The organism is Vibrio sp. Vb1554 (genome assembly GCF_033344235.1).
Genome location: NZ_JAWPOJ010000146.1, coordinates 1 through 1,563 on the forward strand (window position 1 = coordinate 1; position 1,563 = coordinate 1,563).

2 protein-coding genes are annotated in these 1,563 nt (G+C 47.2%); one reads left to right on the forward strand and one right to left on the reverse strand.

The features are described from left to right. The coding region (hemN, locus tag R8N28_RS24430; protein ID WP_318183573.1) for an oxygen-independent coproporphyrinogen III oxidase at positions 1 to 993 on the forward strand (993 nt) is incomplete at its 5' end. 70 nt (positions 994 to 1,063) lie between these two features. Here the strand turns inward: hemN and R8N28_RS24435 are convergent. Beyond that, a partial coding sequence (locus R8N28_RS24435) for an adenosine deaminase family protein (protein WP_318183574.1) occupies positions 1,064 to 1,563 on the reverse strand: 500 nt, incomplete at its 5' end.

The window sequence follows — 1,563 nt, forward strand, 5'->3', positions numbered from 1 at the left end:
AACTTGCTACGCCAAGAATTTACATTCAGTGATGATGCAGAAATCAGCATTGAAGTAGACCCGCGTGAAATTCAGATCACCATGTTGGATCATCTTCGCAGTGAAGGCTTCAACCGCTTGAGCATCGGCGTTCAGGACTTCAACAAAGAAGTGCAAAAACTGGTTAACCGTGAGCAAGATGAAGAATTCATCTTTGCGATGGTGGCACGTGCGAAAGAGTTGGGTTTCCGTTCGACCAACCTCGATTTGATCTACGGTTTGCCGAAGCAGACCAAAGCCTCTTTTGCGAAGACGTTAGAACAAGTGCTGGAAATGCAGCCGGGTCGTCTGTCGGTCTTTAACTACGCACACATGCCGCAATTGTTTGCTGCGCAGCGTAAGATTAAAGACGAAGATTTGCCAAAAGCAGAAGAGAAAATGGCAATTCTCCAAGACACGATCGCAACTTTGACGGGTGCTGGCTACCAGTTTATCGGCATGGACCATTTTGCGATGCCTGACGACGAACTCGCCGTTGCGCAGCGTGAAGGAGTGTTGCATCGCAACTTCCAAGGCTACACCACTCAAGGTGAGTGTGACTTGGTGGGCTTTGGTGTTTCTGCCATTTCAATGATTGGTGATGCGTACGCGCAAAACCAAAAAGAGCTCAAGAAGTACTACGCTCAAGTAAATGACCTTCGCCACGCATTGTGGAAAGGTGTCTCACTCGATTCGGATGACTTGCTCCGTCGTGAAGTCATTAAGCAGCTGATTTGTAACTTTAAGCTTGATAAAAAAGCGATCGAATCTGAATTCAGAGTGAAATTTGATCAGTACTTCAAAGAAGACCTGCAATTGCTGCAAACGTTCATCAATGATGAGTTGGTGGAAGTAGATGACAATGAAATTCGAGTAACACTGCGTGGTCGCCTGCTTATCCGTAACATCTGTATGAGCTTCGATAAATATCTGCGAGCAAAAGCGCGTCAGCAGCAATTCTCTCGCGTGATTTGATCATCGCTTGCCGATTCCAAATACAAAAAATGCCAGCAAATGCTGGCATTTTTTATAATTTTTGCGCTGATTAAACGCGATCTTTAACTTTTTCTTTCAGTTCTGCTTTTTCTGCATCAGAAATGAAAGCAAGCTCAAGGCCATTGATTTGCGCTTGGCGAATCTGCTCTTGGCTCAGGCCGGCTGCTGGCGCCGCCACTTCGTATTCGTAAGGTAGCTCAATACCTTCTACCGCAGGATCATCCGTATTTAGACACGCTAGAACGCCGTGGTCTAGGAACTGTTTCAGTGGGTGATTTGCTAGAGAATCGACCGTACTGGTTTGGAAGTTCGACGTTAGGCACGATTCGATACCGATACGGTTTTCCGCTAGGTAATCCATCAGTTTTGGATCGTGAATCGCTTTCACACCGTGGCCGATACGCGTTGCACCTAGCTCTTGAATGGCTTGCCACATGCTTTCAGCGCCCGCCGCTTCACCAGCGTGAACTGTCACGTTTAGGCCTGCATCACGCACTTGTTTGAAGTGAGAGACAAAGCGATCGCCTGGTTGACCAAGCTCATCACCTG